The 3,903-nt window shown below is 69.8% G+C and carries 5 protein-coding genes; all 5 read right to left on the bottom strand.

Going from position 1 to position 3,903, the window contains the following annotated elements; genetic code table 11:
• Positions 1-293: HPF/RaiA family ribosome-associated protein (locus VMJ70_06445; GenBank protein HTO90755.1), on the bottom strand; the 293-nt coding region annotated here is incomplete at its 3' end.
• Between the two features lie 25 nt (positions 294-318).
• Positions 319-849: a YbhB/YbcL family Raf kinase inhibitor-like protein gene (locus tag VMJ70_06440; GenBank protein HTO90754.1), complete on the bottom strand. Its 531-nt coding sequence runs from the start codon at positions 847-849 to the stop codon at positions 319-321.
• 10 nt (positions 850-859) lie between these two features.
• Positions 860-1,459: an NMD3-related protein gene (locus VMJ70_06435; protein HTO90753.1), complete on the bottom strand. Its 600-nt coding sequence runs from the start codon at positions 1,457-1,459 to the stop codon at positions 860-862.
• Between the two features lie 277 nt (positions 1,460-1,736).
• Complete coding sequence (locus VMJ70_06430) at positions 1,737-3,464, bottom strand: adenosylcobalamin-dependent ribonucleoside-diphosphate reductase (GenBank protein ID HTO90752.1); 1,728 nt, start codon at positions 3,462-3,464, stop codon at positions 1,737-1,739.
• A 41-nt stretch (positions 3,465-3,505) separates the two neighbouring features.
• A partial coding sequence (locus VMJ70_06425) for a hypothetical protein (GenBank protein ID HTO90751.1) occupies positions 3,506-3,903 on the bottom strand: 398 nt, incomplete at its 5' end.

Below are 3,903 nucleotides of genomic sequence, written 5' to 3'. Positions count from 1 at the left end.
CGGCGGCGCTTGAGGCAATGGCGATCCACCTCGATGGTCAGGGCCCGGAAGGCCGCGTGCACCGCGGCTCGCAGCTGTTCCTTCTGCTTGTCGGCGCGCAGGGTTTCGCCTTCGACGTTCGCGACCAGCGCCACTTCCTCGCTTCCGCGCCGATGATGCATGCCGTGCCGCACGGTCACGTGCAGTCGAAGGACTTCCGGTCGGCGGGCCGCCAGGTGTCCGGCCAGGCGCTCGATGAGATCCCGGAGCGTGGGATCCAGGTCCAGGTGCTGAATCTGAATTTCGAGATCCATGATGTCCCTCGGCTCGCGACCGGAGTCACCGCCCGGAAACGCGCTGATAATTTCCCGTCAGAATCGTCTCGGCCAGAACATGCCCTCGAATCGCCTCGAGCAGCTCGGCGGCGCTCAGCCTCGGCCTGAGAGCGAGCGGTGCATCGAGCGCGAGCAGGCGGAAGCGATAGCGATGGCTGCGCCCGCCGGGCGGGCTGGGGCCACCCCAACCGACGCTTCCGAAGTCGTTCAGCCCCTGGGTGCCGATGCCGTCGACGACCTCGTGGCCGGGAACGCCCTGCGGGAGATCGCGCTGCTCGCCCGGCACGCGGTACAACACCCAGTGAATCCAATTGCCGGACGGGGCGTCGGGGTCGTTCACGATCAGTGCGAACTCGCGCGTGGCCTCCGGGGCCGACTCCCAAGCCAGCGGAGGGGAGCGATCGGCCCCATCGGCGGTGAACACCACCGGGATCTCGGCTCCGTCGGCAAACGCGGAGCTGCGGAGCGTGAATTTCGCGGCGCGCGAATCACCGGTGGCGGCACGCGAGATCGTCGAGCCCTGGCGTGATTTCATCGCCGCCGCCTCATCTCTGCAGGGTCCGCTGCTTGATCCGCGGACGGCGGGTGGGCTCGCCCGCAGGTGCGACCCGCTCGGCCGGAGGATCCCAGGTCGCGTCCAGCATGCCCTCTCGATCCGTCCAGACAAATCGCGTCTTTCCTCCGAATGCCTTCTCGAGCTCGCGCGCGATCCGGTGCGCGAGCTTCTGCGAAGTCGTGAGGATCTCGTAACCGGAGTCCACGCGATCGATGCGCACCGTTCGGCGTTCGGGCTGCGTGTAGCGCGCCCGTTTCTCCACGTTCCAGACGCGCCGGCGAACCTCCACTTCGCGCGCCGGGCCGAGCGGCTTCGTGATTCGCAGCCGGCCGAAATACTCCTGATCCTCGACCTGGGCGCAGGCCGGGCACAAGGTCCAGCCCACCCCCACCAGCGACGTGCGCTGGGTGCGAGTTCCGGCGCGCCAGGTCTTGTGCTTGTAGACGGCGCCACAGCGCTCGCAGACCATCGGCTCGCGGGTCGCTCGCACCCGATCGGCCACAGCAGGGCTGCGGTCGGTGCGTGCCCCACGAGGCGCGGCATGCGTGACGTACCCCGGCGGGCGACTGCCTCTAGGACCGCGGTTCATGATCCACCTCCCGCCGAGAGGGAACGCATTCCGCGTGCCATCGGGCGATACCGGCTCGCTGCGGGCCCGAGAGGTCCCTGGTTGTGCGGCGCAGATTGTTGATGGGGGGAATCGGGCCGCTAAGTCCTTGAAGATACGAGCCGGTTCATCCCGAGTTCCGGTCCGCTGCAGGCGATCAACATTCTTCGCCGCACAACCGAAGCCCTTGGCCCGTCACAGGCGATCGCGCGGTCTGCCAAGCGGTCAGGCGCCCGGAGGACTTGTCACGAGCCCCCGGCTAGCCTGCGCACTCTCGCGCCGACCCGGGCTCCGCGTCCTCCGGCAGGCAGAGGATCTGACCCGCGCGGCTCCCGTACCGATAAACCGTGATTCCCTTGCAGCCGAGCTCCCAGGCGAGCTGGTAGGTCTCGGCCACTTGAGCGGGCGTCGCCTCGCGCGGCAGGTTCACGGTCTTCGACACACCGCTGTCGATGTGTTTCTGGAACGCCGCCTGGACGCGCACGTGCTGTGCAGGCGGAACCTCCAGCGCGGTGACGAACAATTGGCGCAGCGACGACGGCACCGGCTCGCCGAGCGCGCGCAACGAGCCGGCCTTGCCGATCCGCTCGATCCATGTCGCCGGGTCGAGCCCGGCCCGCTCGAGCGCGGGCGCGAGCATCGGGTGCACCTCGTCCAGCACTTCCTCGCCCGAGAAGGCGAGTCGCCGGTGGACGAGCGCGAACACGGGCTCGATTCCGGCCGAGCAATCCGCCACCAGCGCGATGGTTCCGGTGGGCGCCACGGTGGTGCGGGTCGCGTTGCGCAGCGGCCGGCGTCCGCGCGCCGCATCCCGGCTGCGGCGGAAGGCCGGATAGGGACCGCGTTCCCGCGCGAGATCTTCGGACGCACGCCGGGCCTCGGCGGAAAGGAAGCGCGCCAGGTCGCCCGCCAGATCGAGCGCGGCCGGGGAGTCGTAGGGCACGCCCATCTGCATCAGGGCGTCGGCGAACCCCATCACACCGAGTCCGATCTTTCGGGTGCGGAGCGTGGCCTCGGCCACGGCGGGGAGCGGATGTCGCGTCACCGTCACCACGTCGTCGAGGAATCGGACTCCGAGGCGGATCGTCTCGCGCAACCGATCCTCGTCGAATCCCCGCCCACGCACGAATCGCTGCACCGCGATCGAGCCCAGCGTGCAGGTCTCGTGCGGGAGCAGCGGCTGCTCGCCGCACGGGTTGGTCGTGGTGATCGCGCCGAGCGCCGGAGTGGGATTGCCGCGCGCGATGGCCCCGAGGAACAAGAGCCCGGGATCGCCGATCGTCCAGGCGGCGTGGGTGATGCTGTTGAACAGCTCGCGCGCGGCGAGTGACCGGATTCGCGAGCCGCTGCGCGGATGGATCAGGTGAACATCGGCCCCGCGCTCCAGCGCCCGCATGACGATGTCGGGTATCGCAACCGAGACATTGAAGTTGCGAAGCCGCGTGCCGTCGAGCTTGGCTTCGACGAATTCGAGGATGTCGGGGTGGCGGGCGTCGAGAACGCCCATGATGGCGCCGCGCCGCCGGCCGCCCTGCTTGATCGCCTCCGCGGCCGCGTCGAAGACGCCCATGAACGAGACCGGTCCCGTGGCGACGCCGTGGGTGGACTGGACCAGATCGCCGCGCGGACGGAGCGGCGTGAAATCGAAGCCCACGCCACCGCCGCTCTGGTGGATCAGCGCCATGTCTCGAACCGCGTCGAAAATGGCCCGTAGATCGTCGGCGACGGGCAGTACGAAGCAGGCCGCGAGCTGCCCGAGCGGCGTTCCGGCGTTCATCAGGCAGGGTGAATTGGGCAGGAATTCGAGCGACGACATCGCCGTCTCGAATCGCTCGGCCCACTGCGGCGCCCGCCGCCTGCCCTCAGCCGCCGCCACGGTGCGCGCCACGCGGCGAAACAGCTGCCCCGGCTCCTCGACGAGCCTCCCTCTGGAATCCCGAAGCAGATAGCGCCGCTCGAGCACGCGGAGGGCGTTTGAAGAGAGCACCGCGCCTCGAGCACCCGGAGGATCGGGCGAGATGACCGGACTCATCGAGCCGATCGCGTGAGCTCGCGCGCCTGCGATTCGAGCGAGCCGAGCCGAGAGTCGAGTTCGTCGAGGTCGCGCCCGAGCTTGGCGCAGGCCTGCTCGAGCGCCGGAGTCGGTGCGGCATCGGTCTCTTCGACCCGCGTGTAGGCACGCAGGATCTGCTCTTCGAGCCGAGCGAGGGTTGCGGGCTCGGTGCCGGCGCGCGGGGGACCGAACTCCCGCGCCGCACCTTCCAGGCGGGCGACCCGGGCGGCGATCGAATCGGCGTCGGCATTTCGCCCCGGGGGGCGGAGCCGCGACCGCAGGGCCCGCGCTCGGGCGGTGTCGAGGGAATCGCGCCGCAACAGATCGCCGAGTCGAGTCGCGAGCGCGAACTGCCGCTCGAGGTCGGCCGGCG

It is taken from the genome of Candidatus Sulfotelmatobacter sp. (assembly GCA_035498555.1).
In the GTDB taxonomy this organism is placed as follows: Bacteria; Eisenbacteria; RBG-16-71-46; order RBG-16-71-46; family RBG-16-71-46; genus DATKAB01.
This window is presented reverse-complemented; position numbering and strand designations above follow the sequence as displayed.

What these genes read in the sequence shown, in the direction of transcription:
- VMJ70_06440 (HTO90754.1), bottom strand. Translation starts at nt 849, where the DNA reads ATGAAATCACGCCAGGGCTCGACGATCTCGCGTGCCGCCACCGGTGAT.
- VMJ70_06435 (HTO90753.1), bottom strand. Translation starts at nt 1,459, where the DNA reads ATGAACCGCGGTCCTAGAGGCAGTCGCCCGCCGGGGTACGTCACGCAT.